This window comes from Streptomyces sp. NPDC059695, assembly GCF_042733785.1.
Lineage (GTDB): Bacteria > Actinomycetota > Actinomycetes > Streptomycetales > Streptomycetaceae > Streptomyces.
In genome coordinates this window covers 80,152-99,402 of sequence record NZ_JBHWFF010000026.1, presented here as the reverse complement: position 1 = coordinate 99,402, position 19,251 = coordinate 80,152, and the positions used below count along the sequence as shown (strand labels likewise).

At 73.4% G+C, this 19,251-nt stretch carries 13 protein-coding genes; 8 read left to right on the top strand and 5 right to left on the bottom strand.

Annotated features, from left to right (window positions below; genetic code table 11):
• Positions 1-493 precede the first annotated feature (493 nt).
• The 5 genes from ACFV2S_RS28275 to ACFV2S_RS28255 are packed head-to-tail and all read left to right on the top strand — an operon-like array spanning position 494 to position 4,849.
• The gene (locus tag ACFV2S_RS28275; RefSeq protein ID WP_383788585.1) at positions 494-2,038 is read left to right on the top strand and encodes an ATP-binding protein; all 1,545 of its coding nucleotides are present in this window, start codon (positions 494-496) and stop codon (positions 2,036-2,038) included.
• A 1-nt stretch (position 2,039) separates the two neighbouring features.
• Entirely contained in the window at positions 2,040-2,447 is a 408-nt protein-coding gene (locus ACFV2S_RS28270; protein ID WP_329852622.1) for a roadblock/LC7 domain-containing protein, read from the top strand.
• The gene (locus ACFV2S_RS28265) at positions 2,444-2,800 is read left to right on the top strand and encodes a DUF742 domain-containing protein (RefSeq protein ID WP_385564820.1); all 357 of its coding nucleotides are present in this window, start codon (positions 2,444-2,446) and stop codon (positions 2,798-2,800) included. Before ACFV2S_RS28270 ends, ACFV2S_RS28265 begins: the two co-directional genes overlap by 4 nt.
• Entirely contained in the window at positions 2,781-3,404 is a 624-nt protein-coding gene (locus ACFV2S_RS28260; protein ID WP_383788578.1) for an ATP/GTP-binding protein, read from the top strand. The genes ACFV2S_RS28265 and ACFV2S_RS28260 overlap by 20 nt, the downstream gene beginning before the upstream one ends.
• Entirely contained in the window at positions 3,401-4,849 is a 1,449-nt protein-coding gene (locus tag ACFV2S_RS28255; RefSeq protein ID WP_385564816.1) for a cytochrome P450, read from the top strand. Before ACFV2S_RS28260 ends, ACFV2S_RS28255 begins: the two co-directional genes overlap by 4 nt.
• A 25-nt stretch (positions 4,850-4,874) precedes the next feature.
• Here the strand turns inward: ACFV2S_RS28255 and ACFV2S_RS28250 are convergent, their stop codons facing one another.
• A complete protein-coding gene (locus ACFV2S_RS28250; protein WP_385564813.1) occupies positions 4,875-5,909 on the bottom strand; it encodes a hypothetical protein in 1,035 nt (344 codons plus the stop codon).
• A gap of 184 nt (positions 5,910-6,093) precedes the next feature.
• Positions 6,094-7,155: a PucR family transcriptional regulator gene (locus ACFV2S_RS28245; RefSeq protein ID WP_385564810.1), complete on the bottom strand. Its 1,062-nt coding sequence runs from the start codon at positions 7,153-7,155 to the stop codon at positions 6,094-6,096.
• A gap of 260 nt (positions 7,156-7,415) precedes the next feature.
• On the opposite strand from ACFV2S_RS28245, the gene ACFV2S_RS28240 reads away from it, so the two are divergent.
• From ACFV2S_RS28240 to ACFV2S_RS28230, 3 genes are all read left to right on the top strand, one after another.
• Entirely contained in the window at positions 7,416-9,473 is a 2,058-nt protein-coding gene (locus ACFV2S_RS28240; protein ID WP_385564807.1) for a flotillin family protein, read from the top strand.
• A 99-nt stretch (positions 9,474-9,572) separates the two neighbouring features.
• Positions 9,573-14,423: a DNA repair ATPase gene (locus tag ACFV2S_RS28235; protein ID WP_385564804.1), complete on the top strand. Its 4,851-nt coding sequence runs from the start codon at positions 9,573-9,575 to the stop codon at positions 14,421-14,423.
• Positions 14,392-14,616, top strand: a complete 225-nt coding sequence (locus tag ACFV2S_RS28230) for a hypothetical protein (RefSeq protein WP_383788559.1) — start codon at positions 14,392-14,394, stop codon at positions 14,614-14,616. Before ACFV2S_RS28235 ends, ACFV2S_RS28230 begins: the two co-directional genes overlap by 32 nt.
• Here the strand turns inward: ACFV2S_RS28230 and ACFV2S_RS28225 are convergent.
• The 3 genes from ACFV2S_RS28225 to ACFV2S_RS28215 all read right to left on the bottom strand — a co-directional run bounded on the left by ACFV2S_RS28225 (position 14,591) and on the right by ACFV2S_RS28215 (position 18,843).
• Positions 14,591-15,082 carry a molybdopterin-dependent oxidoreductase gene (locus tag ACFV2S_RS28225; RefSeq protein WP_385564801.1) on the bottom strand — a complete coding sequence of 164 codons (492 nt, stop codon included), beginning with the start codon at positions 15,080-15,082 and terminating at the stop codon, positions 14,591-14,593. The genes ACFV2S_RS28230 and ACFV2S_RS28225 overlap by 26 nt on opposite strands.
• A 147-nt stretch (positions 15,083-15,229) precedes the next feature.
• On the bottom strand, positions 15,230-18,013 hold the full coding sequence (locus ACFV2S_RS28220) for a molybdopterin-dependent oxidoreductase (protein WP_385564798.1): 2,784 nt from the start codon (positions 18,011-18,013) through the stop codon (positions 15,230-15,232).
• Positions 18,010-18,843: an FAD binding domain-containing protein gene (locus ACFV2S_RS28215; protein WP_385564795.1), complete on the bottom strand. Its 834-nt coding sequence runs from the start codon at positions 18,841-18,843 to the stop codon at positions 18,010-18,012. The genes ACFV2S_RS28220 and ACFV2S_RS28215 overlap by 4 nt, the downstream gene beginning before the upstream one ends.
• Positions 18,844-19,251: the final 408 nt, after the last annotated feature.

The window sequence follows — 19,251 nt, the reverse complement described above, 5'->3', positions numbered from 1 at the left end:
CGGGGCCGCGCTCGCTGGCGCCCCCCCCCCCGCCCGCGGCTTGCGGCGCGCGCACATGTTGTTGCTGGGTTTGCGGCGTGTGGGGGGCAGCCTCAGGGGGGGTGGGGGGGGGGGGGGTCCCGCCCGCGGGGGGGTGCGGGCCGCCCCCCCGCCCCGCGGGCCCGCCCGCCGCCGCGCGCGGGCCGGGGGCGGACCCATGCGCCCGGACGTCAGAACGCGATCGGTTCCTTGCGAATTCATTCGCTGATCGGTCGCTTTCCGGGCCCGAAATGACCGCTGGAGGCTGTCCTTCCAGCAAGGTCACATGGCGAACCCGAACTGACTATGCTCCCCGATGTGTTGCGGCGCGCTCACAGCGAGTCATGAACGCTGGGGGTGCGCGGACGGGGCGCGGCCGTGCGGGAAAGCGGTCGTCCGCGCGCTCTCGAAGCGATCCGTCGGCGCATCACATCACCTCAGTCCGTTCGTTTTCAGACGGTTTAGGGACCCCCTGATGGTTCGTGCAGGCTCACTTCCCAGATCCGGACCGGCCGCGGCCGCCCGGGTGTGGCTCCTCCCGCCCGGCGTCCTCGCCGCGGCCTCCGCGATAGCGCTTCTCGTCACCCCCGCGCACATACGGACACCCGTCGCGTGGTGCGGACTCGCCGCGGTCCTGCTGACGCTCGTCACCTCCGCCGCCGCCGCGCGCCGAACACGCGCGGCCGTGGCGGACCGGCACGCGCGGACCGTCGCCGAGGCGGCGGAGCGGCACGCCCAGCGCGAGGCCGAGCTGCTGGGGCGCCTCGCGGACCAGCGCGCCACCGTCGTCTGGCTCGCCGAGGAGCTCCTCCCCGCGGCCGTCGCCCGGCTGCAGAGGGGCGACCCCTCCCGCGAGATCCTCAGGGCCGTCAGGTTCGGCCAGCACATCGACCCGGACTACGCCGAGGCGCTCAGGGGCACCCTGCAGACCTTCCTGGAAGCCGTGGAGGCCGAGGAGAACACCCGGGACGCCTCCCAGCGCGCCCTGGTGGCCATCGCCCGCCGGGTCCAGGCCATCGTGCACCAGCTCGCCAAGGACCTGCACGCCATGCAGATCCTCCACGGCACGGACCTCGTGGTCTCCCGCGGCCTGCAGGACGTCGACCACCGCAACGCCCTGATCGGCCGCCTCGCGGCCAGCGTCGCGGTCCTCGGTGACGCCCGCCCCGGCCGCCAGTGGTCCAAGGCGATCCCGCTCTACGACGTCCTGCGCGGCGCCATGTCCCGGATCGTGGACTACCCCCGCGTGAAGCTGACGTCGGTGACGGAGGTCGCGGTGGTCGGCCCCGGCGCCGAACCGCTGATGCACCTGCTCGCCGAACTCCTGGACAACGCCACGACGTTCTCGCCGCCGCACACCCCGGTCGAGGTGACCGCGAGCGAGGTGCCCACCGGCATCGCGATCGAGATCGAGGACCGCGGCGTGGGCCTCACCGAGGAGGTCCGCCGACGCGTCGAGCGCGTCATGGCGCAGTCGCGGAACGGGGTCAACCTGTCGGGCCTGGGCGAGCTGACGCAGCTCGGCCTCCCGGTGGTCAGCCGGCTGGCCCGCGAGCACGGCTGCGAGGTCGACCTGCGCACCTCGGCCTACGGCGGCGTACGGGCCGTGGTGCTCGTCCCCCGCCGCCTGATCACCACGGTGCCGCAGTCCGCCCTGCGCAATCCGGAGCTCCTCCGCCGGCGCATCGGCGGCCCCGTCCTGCCCCGGCCGACCCCCGTGCCCGGTGCCACCGCGGACACCGTCGAGATCCGCAGGACCGCCAACGGACTCCCGCAACGACGACGGGAGTCCCCCTCGCCCGCGCTCCCGCAGCGCCGCCGCGAGTCGCCCGTCCCGACCCCCGTCGTACAGGCGGGACCCGCGCCCTCCGCCGATCCGGCGGCCTCCCGGGGCACCTCCGGCGGCTCCCGCCAGCCGGGACTGATGTGGGAGGCGTTCAACGGCGACAAGAGAGGCGACAGGCGAACGGTCGCCGACCCCTCCCCTTCTTCCAGCGAGCCGTCAGATGAGGACGAGTAACATGCAGCCACTGCCGAACATGGACTGGATGCTCACGGACCTGGTGAGCAGCGTCCCGTACGTGCGACACGTGGTCGTCCTGTCGTCGGACGGCCTGTGCATCGGGCAGGCGAACACGGCCCCCGACACCGCCGACGCGCTCGCCGCCGCCTGCTCCGGCATCCAGAGCCTGGCGCGGGCCATCGCGCAGATGTTCCCGCAGGGGGACGGGTCGACGCGGATGGTCGGGATCGAGGCCGACGGCGGCTACTTCTCCCTGATGGCCGCCGGTCCCGGGGCCTATCTCGCGGTCCTCGCCGACCAGGAGGTGGACGCCGGCCTCCTCGGCGACCGGATGCGGACGCTGGTCATCCGCATCGGCCAGCACATGACCAGCCCTCCCCGTGAGGACGTCGGGCAGGCGATGTGACATCGGAGAACCAGGGCCCCTGGAATGAAGGCACACCCGTCCCGCTCTACGTCATTACCGGAGGCCCGGACCCCGCGTCCGGGACCTTCAACCTGGTCACCCTCATCGCGACGAGGGCCGAGCCCGACCCCGCCATGCAGCCCGAGCACGCGGCCATCCTCACCCTGTGCACGTACCCGCTCTCGGTGGCCGAGGTCTCTGCCTACCTCAGCCTCCCCTTCAGCATCGTCACCGTGCTGCTCACCCAACTCGTCGAGGAGGAGCGGGTCGAGGCCATCGCGCCCGTGCCCGTGGCGGCCTATCCCGAACGCGGCCTGTTGGAGGCGGTGATCCATGGACTACGCAAGCTCTGACGTCATCGCCGCCGGCCGGCGCGACACCGACCTGCTGCTGCCGCACGGCGCCAGGGGAGTCAAGGTCGTGATCGTCGGGGGCTTCGGGGTCGGCAAGACGACCATGGTCGGGGCGGTGAGCGAGATCCCGCCCCTGACCACCGAGGAGACCATGACCCAGGCGGGCGTCGGGATCGACCACAACCCCGGCGCCCGGGACAAGAAGACCACGACCGTCGCCCTGGACTTCGGACGGATCAGCATCAACCACGAGCTGATCCTCTACCTGTTCGGCACCCCCGGACAGGAGCGCTTCTGGTTCCTGTGGAACGGCATCTTCGAGGGCGCGCTCGGCGCCGTCGTCCTCGTCGACACCCGCAGGATCGAGGTCTCCTTCGAGGTCATCACCCGGCTCGAGGACCGCCGCGTCCCGTTCGTCGTGGCCGTCAACGCCTTCCCGGAGGCCCCCCAGTACCCCCTCGCCGATCTGCGCGCCGCGCTGGCCCTCGGCGAAACCGTGCCCATCGTCACCTGTGACGCGCGGGACCGCGCGTCCTGCCGCGACGCCCTGCTCGCGCTGATGGGCTATCTGTGCACCCTTGCCGCCGCCCAGGAGACCGCATGACCCACCCGCCCACCGCCCACGACACCGCACCGTCCGGGGCGGTCCCGCCCCCGGGCTGCCCGGCCCACCTCCACAACGGCCCCGGCGGAGCCACCCGCCTCTACGGCCCCGCCGCCGAGACGGACCCGATGGGCCTGTACGAGGAGCTGCGTGCCGCCCACGGCCCGGTGGCACCCGTCCTCCTCGACGGCGACGTCCGCGCCTGGCTCGTCCTCGGGTACCTGGAGAACCGGGACGTGGCCAGCCGCCCGACCCAGTTCTCCCGCGACCCCCGCGTCTGGCACGGCTGGCGGAGCGGGGAGATCGACCCCGCCACCTCCCCGCTCATCCCGATGATCGGCTGGCGCCCCGACTGCGTCTGCGCGGACGGCGAGGAGCACCAGCGGCTGCGCGGCGCGGTCACGGCCTCGCTCAGCCAGTTCGACCACCGGGGCGTGCGGCGCGTCATCACCCGCTTCTCGCACGAGCTGATCGACTCGTTCTGCGAGGACGGCGAGGTGGAGCTGGTCGAGCGGTTCGCCGAGCACCTGCCCATGCTCACCCTCACCCACCTGCTCGGGATGTCCGACGAGGACGCCCCCAAGCTGGTGCGCGCCGCCCGTGACCTCTTCAAGGCGACCGAGACCTCCCTCGCCAGCAACGCCTTCGTGCTGGAGTGCCTCGCGCAGCTCGTCGTCACCAAGCGGTCGCGTCCGGGCCTGGACATCGCCTCGGCGCTGATGGCCCACCCCGCGGGCCTCAGCGACGAGGAGGTCCAGCACCACCTCCGGCTCATCCTGCTCGCCGGGTACGAGACGACCGCCAACCTCATGTCCAACGTGCTGCGCATGGTCGTCACCGACCCGCGGTTCCGCGGTTCGCTGGCGGGCGGTCAGATGACCCTGCCCGAGGCGGTGGAGCAGGTCCTCTGGGACGAGCCGCCGCTGATGGTGTGCCCCGGCCGCTGGGCCAACGACGACACCACGCTCGGGGGGCAGGAGATCAAGGCCGGGGACATGCTGCTCCTTGGTCTGGCCGCGGGCAACGTCGACCAGGCCATCCGGCCGGACGCGGCCACCCCCGTGCACCACAACCGGGCGCACCTGTCCTTCAGCGCGGGCACCCACGAGTGCCCGGGCCAGGACATCGGCCGCATCATCGCCGACGCGGGCATCGACATCCTGCTCACCCGGCTGCCCGACATCGCCCTGTCCGTCCCCGAGGAGAGCCTCAGCTGGCGCTCCTCCACCTGGGCCCGGCACCTCACGGCCCTGCCCGTGTCCTTCGCCCCGCGCCCCCCGCAGGCCGACGACCTCCCGGCCCCGCTGCCGGCCCCGCCGGTCCGCAGCGACGTGCGGCCGGTTCCCGCCCCGCCGCCGGAAGCGGGCCCGGGGGCCGCGGTGCGGGGTCCGGTGCCCCGGGTCTCGTGGCTGACGCGCGTCCGGCGCCTCCTGCGCGGGAAGTAGCGGCGGCGGCGGGGCGCTCCGCCGCCTACGCCCCCGGGAAGGGCCCGTCCCCGGGGGCGTAGCGGGGCGCCCCGGTGTACCAGGCGTGGAGGCCGGAGAGGAAGGCGCAGGCGCCCTCCAGCCAGGTCTCCAGCTCGGCCCGCTCGTCGCGGTCGAGGCCGGACCTGCGGACGAGCGGCGGCAGCTCGCTCCGCCGGAGGTGCTCGAAGTCCCTGAGACGGGCGTTCACCAGGTGCAGGGCGGCGGGTACGGCGTCGCGCAGCGAGATGCCCAGGGACGTCCCGACGACCAGCACCAGGTTGTTGACGTCCTTCTCCTCGTGCACCTCCCTCTCGTAGGAGGCGATGTCGTTCGCGAGGCCCATGAAGTCCATGAAGGCGTCGAGCAGGGCCCGGACGGTCCGTGAGTGGCGTATCTGCTCGGGTATCCGGGCGCCGGTGGCCAGTTCGACGGAGTAGGGGGCCGTGTAGGCGGCGAAGCTCTCCCGGCGGAACGGCGCGTAGTCGATCAGATGGGGGATGCGGCCGCTGCGGCTGTTGGCCAGTTCCTCGACGCCCGCGTCGATGTAGCGGGCCAGGGCGCGGTTGAACTCCGTGCGCCAGTGCGCCAGTCGCGGGGGGAACAACTGCTGCTGGAGATCGGCGATCCCCCGCTCGACGGCGTTCGCCGGCTCGGGCGGCCGGGGGCCGCGCTCCGGCCGCAGGAAGGCGTGCAGCCGGGTGGTGAAGGCCCGTGCCCCGGCGAGGTCGCCGGTTTGCTTGAAGGCGGAGGCGAAGTAGTCGTCCCAGGCCAGGGCCCAGATGTTGAACCGGTGGTTGAGCCGCAGGTCGGCGAGCGAGGCGTCGGGAAGGGTCCACGCCGTGAGCTGGTCGACGGTCATGGCGTGGAACGTGGCCCGGGTCCAGATGGCGGGGCGGGCCGAAGGGCCACGGTGACCGTCCAGCATGCCCATGGCGCGGGCCCAGGACTCGCTCTCCTGGTGCAGGGCGGGCAGATGCGGGTTGATCCGCAGCGCGTAGGGCATCCACAGCAGGGGGACTTCGACGGCACGCACTGTCATGGGGACCGACCTCCTTGTGTCCTCGGTCCGCACCGGTGTGCCGCGGGGCGGGGCGCTGCCCGCCCTGCGGCTCTCCAAACCTGCCCGCCAGGGACGACCGGAAACCGACAACTCCCCACTGCTGTCGATCAGTTCGGGATCACGTGCGGAAAGGAACGATCCTTCTGGGGCGTGCGGGGCCACCTCACAGGGGCTGGTCCGGCCAGTCCAGGAGACGGGCGCCGATCACGGCCGTCTGGAGGGTGTAGCGCTGGACGGGATCGCCGGGATCCACGCCGGTCAGACGGTGGATGCGGTCGAGCCGGTAGGTCATCGCCCGCACGCTCAGGCTGAGACTGCGGGCCGCCTGGGCGGTGACGCAGCCGGTGTCGAAGTACGCCGTGAGCGTGTCCAGGAGGGGCTTCGCGCCGCCCCGGGCGTCCCTGAGCGGTCCGAGCGCGGTGCGGACGAGGTCGGCCATGGCCTGCCGGTCGCGGGTCAGGACCGGATAGACGAGGAGGTCGGCGGCGTACAGGACCGGATCGTTCAGGTCCATGCGGGCCGCGAGGGCGAGGGCGTTGAGGGCTTCCTCGTACGAGTGGACGACCCCGCCCGCGCCCGGGTGCGGGCGGCCGACGGCGACCTGCCCGCCGTCGGTCGCCGCGTACGCCTGCTTGGCGAAGTGGGCGAGGACCTCGGGCTCGTCCGCCGGAGCGACGCAGATCAGCCGTCCGTCCTTCGTGGTGAGCAGGATCCGGCGGTCGCCGAAGCGGGCGACGAGCGAGGACTCGACGGTGCGGGTGACCGCGTAGCCGTCGCTGTACGGCTCCGGGCCCTGGGCGACGGCCACGGCGTGCGCGTGGGAGAGGAGCAGCCCGAAGCGTTCGGCCCGCTCGGCCAGACGGCCGAGGTCGCTCCGTCCGTAGAGGAGGTCGTCGATGAACTCGCGCCGCGCGGCCTCCTCCTGGCGCATCGCCAGCCGCTGGGCCCGTTCGTGGCCCTCGGCGAAGGCGTCCACGGCCTGCTCGACGGCGGTCAGGAGGTGGTCGGCCGCGGCGTGCGGCAGACCGGGGCGCAGCCGCTCGGCCGCCGCGAGGTGGGCCCGGACCAGGCCCCGCAGTCCCAGGCCCGCCTCCGCCGCCCGCTCCCCGAGCGCGCCCAGGGACTCGCGCTCCTCCCGGGTGAGCCTGCGCCGGGTCGCGCACACGCCCGCCAGGATCGCGGCGTACCCCTCCAGGTACTCCTCGGCCCGCTCCCTCTCCGTCACGGTGCCCTCCCCTTCTCCGCACGTTCTTGACGCGTTCCTGACGCGCGGTGATCAAGAGTGACATGCCGTTCGCCCGGGTTCGTCACCGGCACCGAGAGGACGTCGATGACTGCCGGATCACGGCAATGACCCCGGGACGGTCGTGACCCAGGATGGCCCCACGGCTGGACACGGCACGGAACCGATGCCGGGTGACGGAAACAGTGGGGTGCTCCTGTTCCTCCGTCCACGCCACGGCACAGTGACACGGGGGGTTTCTCATGGATGCCATCACAGGGGGCGTCGGCGTGCTCGTCGCCCTCGTCCTCATCATCGCCGTCGCGGTGCTCCTGCTGGTCGGCCGGCTCTTCCGCAAGGTGGAGCAGGGCAAGGCGCTGATCGTCTCCAGGATGCGCAGGGTCGACGTCACCTTCACCGGACAGGTCGTCCTGCCCGTCCTGCACAAGGCCGAGGTCATGGACATCTCGGTGAAGACCTTCGAGATCTCCCGGATGGGCCGGGACGGACTGATCTGCCGGGACAACATCCGCGCCGACATCCGGATCTCGTTCTTCGTACGGGTCAACAAGACCGTCGAGGACGTCATCAAGGTCGCGCAGGCCATCGGCACCGACCGGGCCAGCCACAAGGAGACCCTGGAGGAGCTCTTCCACGCCAAGTTCTCCGAGGCCGTCAAGACCGTGGGCAAGCAGCTCGACTTCACCGACCTCTACACCAAGCGCGAGGAACTCCGCTTCCGGATCATCGAGCTCATCGGCATCGACCTCAACGGGTACCACCTGGAGGACGCCGCCATCGACTACGTCGAGCAGACGCCGCTGAGCCAGCTCGACCCCGGCAACATCCTCGACGCCCAGGGCATCCGCAAGATCACCGAGCTGACGGCCGTCGAGAACGTCCGGACGAACGAGTACCGGCAGAACGAGCAGAAGGAGATCACCCGCCAGAACGTCGACGCGCGCGAGGCCATCCTGGAGCTGGAGCGGCGCCAGGCCGACGCGGAGATCAAGCAGAAGCGGGAGATCGACACCTCGCGGGCCCGCGAGGAGGCGGAGACCGCGCGGGTCGTGGAGGAGGAGCGGCTGCGGGCGCAGAGCGCCTTCCTCAGGACCGAGGAGCAGCTCGGCGTCCAGCGAGAGAACCAGGCCCGCGAGGTGGCCGTCGCGCAGAAGAACCGCGAGCGGGTCATCGCCGTCGAGAACGAGCGCATCGAGAAGGACCGCCTCCTGGAGGTCATCGCCCGCGACCGGGAGACCGAACTCACCCGCATCGCGGCCGACAAGGAGGTCGAGGCCGAGCGCCGGGAGATCGCCGAGGTGATCCGGGAGCGGGTCGCCGTGGACCGCACGGTCGCCGAGCAGGAGGAGTCCATCAAGCGGCTCCGTGTGGTCGAGGAGGCCGAGCGCACCCGGCAGGCCGTCGTCATCGCGGCCGAGGCGGAGGCGCAGGAGCGGCTCGTCAAGGACATCAAGGCGGCGGAGGCGGCCGAGCAGGCCGCCGTCCACCGGGCCGCCGAGGAGCTGACCCTGGCCGAGGCCCGCAACCGGGCCGCCGAGATGGACGCCCGCGCCAAGATCCGCCTCGCCGAGGGCGTCCAGGCCGAGGCCGCCGCCGAGGGCCTCGCGGCCGTGCGGGTCCGGGAGGTCGAGGCGGACGTCATCGAGAAGGCGGGCCGCGCCGAGGCGGAGGCCACCGAGGCACGACTGCGCGCCGAGGCGGCCGGCGCCCGCGAGAAGGCCCTGGCCGAGGCGGAGGGGACCCGGGAGAAGGCGCTCGCCGAGGCCACGGCGATCGGCGAGAAGCTGAAGGCCGAGGCGGCCGGTCTCACCGAGAAGGCCGCCGCGATGGCGGCCCTGGACGACGCCTCGCGCACCCACGAGGAGTACCGGCTGCGCCTCGCGGCCGAGAAGGAGATCCGGCTCGCCGGACTCGACGTCCAGCGGCAGGTCGCGGAGGCCCAGGCCACGGTCCTCGCGACCGGTCTGGAGCACGCCGACATCAGCATCGTGGGCGGGGAGTCGGTCTTCCTCGACCGCCTGGTGGAATCGGTCGCGCTCGGCCGCTCGGTCGACGGGTTCATGGACCACTCCGCCACCGCGCGGACGCTGGCCGGTCCGTGGCTGGACGGTACGGAGTCCTTCACGGAGGACCTGACCAAGGTGCTCGGCTCGCTGTCCACGGCCGACGTGCAGAACCTCGGGGTCTCCGCACTCCTCGCGAAGGTCATGAAGTCCGGCCTGCTCGACGGCCACGTCCCCGGCCGGACCCCGGCCGCACCGGGCGAGACGGCCGCGCTGAACGGGTCCGCCAAGAGCTGACCGTCACGGGGGAGCGGTCGCAGAGGGGTCCGGTGCCGGCAAACGGGGGAGTTGGCGGCACCGGACCCGTGTTCACCACCGTACTAGGAGCGGGACGAGATGGGTGCCGGAATCGATCAGGACACGTACACGGTGCTGCGCGACCGGCTCGCCGCGCGTGCCGCCGAACTGGCCCGGCGCGCCGAGGCCCTCAACGGAGCCCGGATCGAGGCCTTCGGCTCCGGCGAGCTCGCCCTCACCGACACGCGCCACCTCACCGGCGAGCGTGCCCGCCTGCCCCAGGACCTCGTCGCGGTAGGCGACGGCCTGCTGCTCCTCGGCTGCCGGCCGTCCGGCGCGGGGCCCACCGAGACCGCGGTCGCCGACGTTCTCACCCTGCACGACCGCGACCTGAACCCGCTGCCCGACGGGGCGGTGCCGGGACTCCTCGACGACCCCGGCTTCGTACGCGAGTTCTCCGCGCTGCACCGCTACTACCGGGGCGCCCGGCTGGTCCGGCTGCGGCGGACCGAGGGCCGGATCCTCGCCGTCTTCCGGACCGGTGAGCAGGCCGACGACCTGCGGGTGCTGCGCTGGACCGTCGGGCCCTCCGGCGAGACGCGGTTCCTGGACGCCCGCGGCGAGCGCGACCACGTCCTGCCGCCCTCCGAAGACGTCGGCTGGGTGGAGACGACCCGTGACGACCACGTGCCCGGCCGGCACCCGCGCATCTCGCTCGCCGGCCGCCTCTACGTCTCCACGGCCGGCGGGACGCTGACGGTCAGGACCGACGCCGACACCGACACGGCCGGGGCCGTGCACACCGAGCCCGTCGACGAGCCGCTGCAGTCCCTCGCCGACGCCGAGGTGGCGTACGCGACCGTCGGAGCCCTGATCCTCGTGCGGATCCGCCCCTACAAGGAGGAGGCCCGCCGCCACCTCGTCTTCAACACCCTGACCGGCACCGTCGTCAGGCTCGACGGCATCGGGCAGGCCTGCCGGAAGCTGCCCGAGGACGAGGGGATCGTCTTCCCCGGCGGCTACTGCCTGGCCTCCGGCGCCGTGAAGACCTTCGACACCGACACGGAGGGACTCGCCTTCGACCGGACGGTCCGCTCCCCCGACGGGGAGCACCTCCTCTTCGTCTTCCGCACCCGGACGGAGGGCCGGACCCTGCTCCTCCCGTACGACCTGATCGGGAAGGAGATCGCGACCCCGGTCGTCTGCCGCGGGTACGCCCTGCTGGACGACGGGACGATGGCCGTCCTCCGCGGCGGGTCCGACGAGCCCGGCCGGGTCCATCCGGTCCAGATCTGGCGCACGCCGTACGTCTCCGGCACCCGGGCACGCTCCGGGAGCGGCCCGCTGACCCGCATCGGCAACGCCGATCTCGTCCGGGGGATCGCCGACTGCCTGGCGATCGCCCGTCAGGCCGGCGAACAGGCCCCCGCCGCCGGCGTGTACGAGGCGCTCGTCGCCGCCTGTGTGCGCGCGGCCGACGTCCACCACTGGCTCGGGGACCCGGAAGCCGGAGACCTGGGCACCCCGCTGGCCGAGCTGCGCGCCACGGCCGCCCAGGTCCTCGACGAGTTCGCGACCGTCTCCGCCCTCACCCGGCAGGCCGCCGAGGCCCTCGCCGACTCCGCCCAGGAGATCAGCCGCCTCGTCCGCCGCATCCGCGGCGAGGCCCCCGCCACGGCGGGGGAGTGGACCTCCCGGATCACCGAACTCCGCCGGGCCCAGGGACACCTGGTGACCCTGCGGGACATGCGGTACGCGGACACGGACGGCATCGACGCCCTCGCCGCCGACGTCGAGGCCGACATCACCTCGGCCGCCCGCCGCGCCGTCGCCTTCCTCAAGGGCGAGGACGCCTTCACCGGCCACCACGCCGAGGCGGAACGGCTCGCCGGCGAGGCCGAGGCCGTGACCGCCGTCGCCGGCACGGCCACGGTCGCCGACCGGATCGACGCGCGCACCCAGGAGCTGCGCACGCTCAGCGAGGTCGTCACCGGACTCGACATCGGCGACGCGACCGTCCGCGCCTCCGTCCTGGCCCGGATCGCCGACGTCCTCGGCGCGCTCAACCGCGCCCGGGCGCTCCTCGCCGCCCGCCGCGCCGAACTCCTGGACCAGGAGGGCCGGGCCGGGTTCGCCGCCGAGCTCGCCCTGCTCGGCCAGGCCGTCACGGGCGCGCTGGCCGCCGCCGACACCCCCGAGCGCTGCGACGACCAGTACGGCCGGATCCTGCTCCAGCTGGAGAACCTGGAGTCCCGCTTCGCCGAGCACGACGGCTTCCTCGCCGGCCTCACCGAGCGGCGCACCGAGATCCACGACGCCTTCGCCGCGCGCCGCCAGTCCCTCCAGGACGACCGCGCCCGCCGCGCCGAACGCCTCGCGGACTCGGCCGGCCGGGTCCTGGAAGCCGTCGCCCGGCGGGCCGTGAGCCTGGCCGATCCGGACGAGGTGCACACGTACTTCTCCTCCGACCCCATGGTGGCCAGGATCCGGCGCACCGCGGCCGAGCTGCGGGAACTCGGCGACCCGGTACGGGCGGAGGAGCTGGAGAGCCGGCTCGCCGCCGCCCGGCAGGAGGCCGGACGGGCGCTGCGGGACCGCACCGAGCTGTTCTCCGACGGCGGGGACACGATCCGGCTCGGCCGGCACCGGTTCGCCGTCACCCGGCAGGCCCCCGAGCTGACCCTCGTGCCGCACGGCGACACCCTCGCCCTCGCCCTGACCGGCACGGACTACCGCGCGCCCGTCACCGACCCGGCCTTCGCCGAGACCCGCCCCTTCTGGGACAGGACCCTGCCCTCCGAGTCGCCGGAGGTCTACCGCGCGGAGCACCTCGCCGCCCGCCTCCTGGCCGAGCACGGCGCGGACGGCCTGGCCGGCGCGGACCTCCGGTCGCTCGCCCGGCGGGCGGCCGAGGCCGCGTACGACGAGGGCCACCAGCACGGCGTCCACGACCACGACGCGGCCCTGATCCTGGGAGCCGTCCTGGAGCTCGGCGAAGGCGCGGGACCGCTCGCCCACACCGGGGAGGCCCGCGCCGCCGCCCAGATCTTCTGGGCCCACGCCACCACCCCCGAGGCCCGCGAGCAGTGGACCCACCACGCCGTCGCGCTGACCCGGGCCCGCGACCTCTTCGGCACCGAGTCCGCCCTCGACGGGCTGCGGGAGGAGCTGGCCGGGGTGACGGGAGACCCCGCGGCCGCCGCGTACCTGATCGCCGAACTGGCCTCCGGGCCAGCGGGATTCGCCGTCTCCGGCGCGGCACGCACCTTCCTCGACAAGTTCCGCCGCACCGTCGGCTCCTCCGCCTACGACGACGCCTTCGCCGCCCTGACCGACCCGGGCGCGCGACGCCGGCTCGTCGAGGCCTGGCTCACCTCGTACGCCTCGGTGTCCGGGGAACCGCACGACGCCGGCGTGCTCGCCGAGGCCGTCGCCGTCGAACTGTGCCCCGGGCTCGACCGCTACGAGGTCACCGCCCCGACCACGACGACGGTCACCGGACTCCTCGGCTCCCACCCCCGCGTACGGGCCCGCTCGCTGGAGCTGCGGCTCGACGAATTCCTCACCAGGACATCCGGGTTCGCCACCCACGACGTACCCGCCTTCCGCGCCCACCAGCGCCGGCGGACAGAACTCCTCGCCCGCGAGCGCACCCGGCTCCGCGTGGACGAGTACCGACCCCGGGTCATGTCGTCCTTCGTCCGCAACCGGCTCGTGGACGAGGTCTACCTCCCGCTCGTCGGCGACAACCTCGCCAAGCAGCTCGGCGCGGCCGGGGACGCCAAGCGCGCCGACTCCCACGGACTGCTGCTGCTCCTCTCCCCGCCCGGCTACGGCAAGACCACCCTCGTCGAGTACGTCGCCGAACGCCTCGGCCTGCTCCTCGTCAAGGTCGACGGACCCGCCCTCGGCCCGCGCACCACCTCCCTCGACCCCGCGGCGGCCCCCGACACCGCCGCCCGCCGGGAGCTGGAGAAGATCGCCTTCGCCCTGACCGCCGCCAACAACGTCCTGCTGTACGTGGACGACATCCAGCACACCTCGCCGGAGTTCCTGCAGAAGTTCATCCCCCTCTGCGACGCCACCCGGACCCTCGACGGGCACGACCTGCGCGGCAAGCGCTTCGCCGTCTGCATGGCAGGGAACCCGTACACCGAGTCCGGACGGGCCTTCCGCGTACCGGACATGCTCGCCAACCGGGCCGACGTGTGGAACCTCGGCGACGTCCTGACCGGCAAGGAGGAGGCCTTCGCGTTCAGCTTCGTCGAGAACGCCCTCACCTCCCACCCCGTCCTCGCCCCGCTCGCCGGCCGCGACCGCGCCGACCTGGAGCTCCTGACCCGCCTCGCGGCCGGGGACCCGGCCGCCCGCCGCGACCGGCTCGTCCACCCCTACGCCCCGGCCGAACTCGACGAGGTCCTCGCCGTCCTCCGGCACCTGCTCACCGCCCGCGAGACGGTCCTCGCCGTCAACGAGGCCTACATCGCCTCCGCCGCCACCGCCGACGAGGCCCGCACGGAACCGCCGTTCCGGCTCCAGGGCTCGTACCGCACGATGAACAGGATCACGGCCCGCATCTCACCCGTCATGGACGCCGCCGAACTCTCCGCCCTGATCGACGACCACTACACCGCCGAGGCCCAGACGCTCACCACCGAGGCCGAGGCCAACCTCCTCCGACTCGCCGCCCTGCGCGGCACCCTCACCCCGGCCCAGGCCGCGCGCCGGGCGGAACTGACCGCCGCCCGGGCCCGCGCCCTGGGGACCCCGGGCGACGACGCCCTGTCCCGGGCGGTCGCCGCCCTCGGCCTCCTCGCCGACCGCGTCACGGCCGTCGAGACCGCGATCCTCCGCGCCACCGAGGCGCGGCACCCGCACCACGACACCGCCGGAACCGGCGGAGAAGGAGACTCCCCGCATGGCCAAGCCGGTGCACGCGGCGATCGGTGACCGGCCGATCCGCTGCCAGGTGTGCGACCACGACACCTTCCGCGAGCGGGAGGTGAAACTGAACAGCACCGGCATGGAGTTCTTCAACATGGCCTGGGCGAACGAGTCGGCGACCGGCCTGATCTGCTGGACGTGCGGCTACGTCCACCTCTTCGTGAACCCGGGCATCAGGCTCTACCGGATACGGGAGTGAGACCGGGCTCCGGGGCGACCGGGGCCCGGAACCCGCCGATCCAGATGCCGGTCACGGAGCTCACGTACCGGGCCCCGCAGCGGTCCGACGGGACCACGAGCTGCGTGCCCGGCGTGTCGAGCCACCGCTCGTCCATCCGGGTCGCGAGCAGCACCGGAGCGCCGCCGAAGTCGGGGTCGATCTCCGCCCACGACATCAGGGCGTGGTGCCCGTCACCGCCGCTCACGTGGAGCAGGAACCGCGACCGCTCCTTGCGGCGCGCCGGATCGAACCCCGGACGCGCCGCCGCCACGACGTCACGCAGCAGCGGCCCCTCGAAGGTGTGGCGCTGCGGACCGTTCGTGGCGCAGTCGAACACCACCTCGGCCCGCTGCTGGGCCCACTCCCCGCGCAGGTCGGCGACGGTGAGCGTGGCCGGGAGGGCGACGTCCCCCCAGATGGCGAAGGCTCCGGTGCGGCGACTCATCGTCAATCTCCCTCGGACGCTCGGTGCGGTGACTGCGCCCAGTGATACCCGACCACGCGGCGCCGGAACCGTGATTGCCGCACGAATCGGCCTCTCGTCCGTGCAATTGTGAGCTTGCTACGAGATCACGGTGCGCAGGCGCCAGGCTCATCGACCAAGGACCCGGGCCCGTCGGTCGAGCGCGCTCCACACCCGGTCCCGGGTGAGCGGCATCTCCGTGAAGCGGATCCCGGTGGCGTCGCGCAGGGCGTTGGCGAAGGCGGGGCCGACGGGATTGAACGGGCTCTCGCTCATGGACTTGGCGCCGAGCGGTCCGATGGCGTCGGCCGTCTCCGTGAAGTGGACCTCGGTGCGGGGGACGTCGGCGTACTGCGGAAGCCGGTAGCGGCGGAACGCGGCCGTGGTGACCTCGCCCCTCCCGTCGATCCGCACGTTCTCGAAGAGCGTGGCACCGAGCGCCTGGGCGACGCCGCCCTCGACCTGGCCGCGGCACTGCATCGGGTTCATGACCTTGCCGGCGTCGGCCGCGTGCACGCTCCGCAGGATGCGGATCTCCCCGGTGTCGGGATCGACCGCGAGCCGGAACCACTGGGCGTTGAAGGCCACCGACCGCGGCGAGCCGCCCCAGTGCCCGTCCGCCCCCAGCTCCTCCGCCGCGCCCATCGCGTACCCCGCCTCGTACAGCTCCTTCAGGGTCACCGTGCGGCCCGCGCAGTCGAAGGCCTCGGCGCCGAGCACGCACAGGTGCCGGGCCACGCCGGTGTGCCGCGCGGCGAGGGTGCGCAGCCGCTCGGCGAGGGACGTGGCGGCGAGCAGCACCGCCTTGCCCGCGACCACGGTGCCGGCCGAGCCGAAGGCGCCCGTGTCGTGGCGGACCACGTCCGTGTCCGACTGCCGGACCGTGAGGCGGTCCTCGGTGGTGTTCAGGGCGCCGGCGGTGATCTGCTTGTGCACGGTGGTGGTGCCGTTGCCGAACTCGGCGGTGCCGACGGCGATGTCGTACGTCCCGTCCTCCAGGAGCGACACCCGGGCGTCAGCGTAGTGGCCGCCGGGCGGGCCGGTCGCGATCATCGCCATCGCGCTGCCCTGCCCGACGAGCCAGCCCTCCGGGGCGTCCTGCGCGCTGCGGTCCTCCGCGAGGGCCCTGCGCACGACGGAGAGGCACTGGTCGAGGCCGTAGGACGCGATGTGGAGGTCCTCCTCCTCGCCGATCGGGCTGTGCATGGCCTCGCCCGGCCCGATGATGTTCTTCTCGCGCAGGACGAGGGGGTCCATGCCGAGCCGGCGGGCCAGTTCGTCCATGACCGACTCGACCGCGAAGGTCACCTGGCCGAGGCCGTAGCCGCGGAAGGCGCCGGCCGGGACCACGTTCGTGTAGACCGAGAAGGCGTCGACCTTCTTGTTCGGGGCGCGGTAGACGGCGAAGGACTCGCCGACGCTGTGGAACATCACGGCGGGCCCGTGGTTGCCGTACGCCCCGGTGTTGGAGACGACCCGCATCCGAATGGCCGTCAGGATCCCGTCGGAGCGCGCCCCGACCTTGATGCCGATGGTGAACGGATGCCGGGTGGTCGCGCCGTAGAACTGCTCGGCGCGGGTGTACTCCAGCTTCACCGGCCGCCGCAGCCTCAGCGCGGCCAGCGTCACGATGTCCTCGGTGAGCATCTCCTGCTTGCCGCCGAACCCGCCGCCCACCCGGCCCGCGACCACCCGCACCTCGTCCTCCGGCAGGCCGTACAGGGCGCACAGCGCCCGCCGGGTCAGGAACGGGGTCTGCGTGGACGAGCGGACGGTCAGCCGCTCGCCCGTACCGTCGTCCTTCGGCTCGAAGTACGCGACGCAGCCGTGCGTCTCCAGGCTGGCGTGCTGCACGCGCTGGGTGCGGAAGGTCTCCTCGTACACGACGGCCGCCTCGGCGAACCCCCGCTCGACGTCGCCGATCTCCCCGTGCACCTCGCCCGCGACGTTGTTCTCGACCCGGGCGATCCGCACCTCGGGGCCCTTGCCGGCGTGCAGCACGGGGGCGCCGGGCCGCATGGCGGCCTCGGGGTCGGTGACGTGGGGCAGCTCCTCGTAGGTCACCTCGATCCGGCGGCAGCCCTCCTCGGCGGCCTGCTCGCTGTCGGCGACCACGGCCGCGACCCGCTGTCCCACGTACCGGACGACGTCGTCCAGGACCCGGGTGTCGTCGGGGTCCTCCGTGGGGTGCTCGTGGCGGGCGCTGGAGTACAGGGTCTCCGGGGCGTCGTGGTGGGTGAGGACCGCGTGGACCCCGGGTACGCGGAGCGCGGCCGACGTGTCGATCGCGACGATCCGGGCGTGCGGGTGCGGCGAGCGCAGCAGCTTCATGTGCAGCAGCCCGGGGACGGTGACGTCGAAGGTGTAGCGGGCCCGGCCCGTGACGACGTCCGGACCGGCCGGCGCGCCCACGTTGCGCCCGACCGCCTTGCCCGCGCAGGGGCGCTCGGTGTGCTTCACGCCCCGGACCGCGTCCTCGATCGCCCGGTAGCCGGTGCAGCGGCAGATGTTGCCCTTGAAGGCGCGGGGCAGGTCGTCGAGCTTGCCGTCGTCGTGGGGCGTGCCCCGCTCGGCTTCGAGGGCGGCGGTCGTCATGAGGAAGCCGGCCGTGCAGAAGCCGCACTGGTAGCCCTGGGCCTCCAGGAACTTCTTCTGCACCGGGTGGAGTTCGCCGTCCGGGGACGAGAGCCCCTCGACGGTCGTGACGGCCCGCCCCTCGGCCCGCACCGCCGGGTACAGGCAGCTGTGCACGGGCTCCCCGTCGACGTGGACGGTGCAGGCGCCGCAGTCCCCGGCGTCGCAGCCCTTCTTCACGCCGAACCAGCCCCGCTCGCGCAGATAGGTGCGCAGGCACTGGCCGGCGCGCGGCTCGTCGGCGAAGGAGCGGTCGTTGACACGGATCTCGAAGCTCATCGGGAGACCTCCTCGGCGGTGCTGATCAGTTCGCGGCGGACTTCCTCGGCGAGACGGAACCCCATGTGCCGCCGCCACTCGGGCAGTCCGTGGATGTCGTCGAACCACTCGTCGTCCCGGACGGCGGCGGCGATCGCCGACCGGAGCTCCTCGCGCGTCGGCGGCAGCGGGAACCAGAACCGGAACGGCCGTACCGTCGCGGCGCTGATGTTGACCGCCACCGAGCCGTCGACCGGGTCGAGCGTGCCGATGACCAGCGCGCCCGAGCGCCCGAGCCCGTACAACGAGGCCTGCCGGAAGGCCGTACGGAAGCCCAGCGCGCGCGCCGGAAGCGTCACCGAACGCAGCAGCTCGCCGTCCGCGAGGTCCTTGCGGCCGGCGCCCGTGACGAAGTCCACCACCTTCACCCGGCGCGAGGACCCGTCCTGCGCCCGGAGCAGACAGGTGCCGTCGAGGGCCGCGGTCAGCGAGATCAGCGGCCCGGCGGGCAGCCCGTTGCACAGGTTCCCGCCGACGGTCGCCATGTTCCAGATCTTGAAGGAGGCGAGGAAGGCCCGGCAGCACTGCTCGAACAGCGGGGCCGCCGACGCGTCCAGCGTCCGCCCGTGCCGTGACAGCCGGGCGACCGTACAGGTCGCGGCGATCTCCAGGGAACCGTCCGGGTGGTGCGTCAGCGGTTCCCAGCCCATCCGGCTCAGATCGATCAGCCGGCGCAGGTGCGGCTGCGGTTCCGAGAACAGGTAGGTGCCCCCGCCGAGCCACGCGTCGCCGGGGCGCCACGGCTCGCGCAGCCGTGCGTCCCGTACGTCCGTCACCGTGTTCAGGTCCATGTCTCCCCACGCCTCCCGGTCACTGCATTCCAGCCAGTGAAGCCCGGGGAGGGGAGGGTGGACGACTGGTGCGGAGGCCGGAAATCGCTCCTCGCGCGCGCTGGGGGCTGGAGGATCCACCAGGGGGTGTGCGCCGGTCAGAGGCGGTGGACGCGCGCTCAGCGGACGTCCTCCGGCGGAACCGCCCCTCCCCGTCCCGCCTCGGTCACGGACGCGGGGGGCGGGCGCTCCGACGCGGTCGTCCGAGCAGAACCGTCTCGCCAGGAGCAGCCGACAACGGCCTCGCGCGGCCGGTTACGGGGGGGGGGGGGGGGCGGATCCACCACCCCCCCTGCCCACAGCGCCCCGGACCATCGCCCCGTCACCCCCGGGAAGGACCCCGCGGGGGTCCGCGCGGCCGGGGCTCCC